Raw genomic sequence first — 599 nt, 5'->3', positions numbered from 1 at the left:
CAATTCAAGTGATGGTAATATACTTCTTAATTCTTCGCTATTAAGCTCACCTAAGCCACGCATATAATTCAAGGTCACAACCATTGTGCTGTGTCCCATAAGCTGCTGTACAATGCTTATATCCTTTGTGCGCTTATATATATCAACTGCTGCGGTATGCCTGAAAGAATATATTGTTTGGTCTGGCTGCAATACCCCTTCCTCAATCATATTGCCACGTAATCGTGTCCAGTTTAAACTAAAATAATACTCATTATAAGAGTTGTTTTTTAGGGAGAAAATATTTACATCAGGATTTTTAACTTCATTGAGCCTTTCCTTAATTGCATCCTGTACAAACTTGGGCACTCCTACTATTCTAACTCTCTTACTTTTATTCTCACTACCTGACAGAGAAATGGTTGAATAATCTTCATTAAAATGACTTTTTTTCAATAACCTAATTTCTTGATGTGGGCGTAACAAGCAACCATATGATATCAAAGTACACAAATACAAATCAGGGTTATTGGCTTTAAGATATTTCAATAAAGCCTTTAATTGTTCTTTAGTATATATTTTATGAAGTGAAGCTTTGAGTTTTATGCGTGGGGTTGATT

At 34.1% G+C, this 599-nt stretch carries 1 protein-coding gene; it reads right to left on the bottom strand.

Going from position 1 to position 599, the window contains the following annotated elements; all coding sequences use genetic code 11:
* The coding region (locus AC1DRQ_RS32055; protein ID WP_477430286.1) for a tyrosine-type recombinase/integrase at positions 1-599 on the bottom strand (599 nt) is incomplete at both ends.

The sequence above is a fragment of the Mucilaginibacter sp. P4_E8 genome, assembly GCF_056401495.1.
The sequence above is the reverse complement of the archived record's forward strand: the minus strand, read 5'-3'. Positions and strand labels throughout refer to the sequence as shown.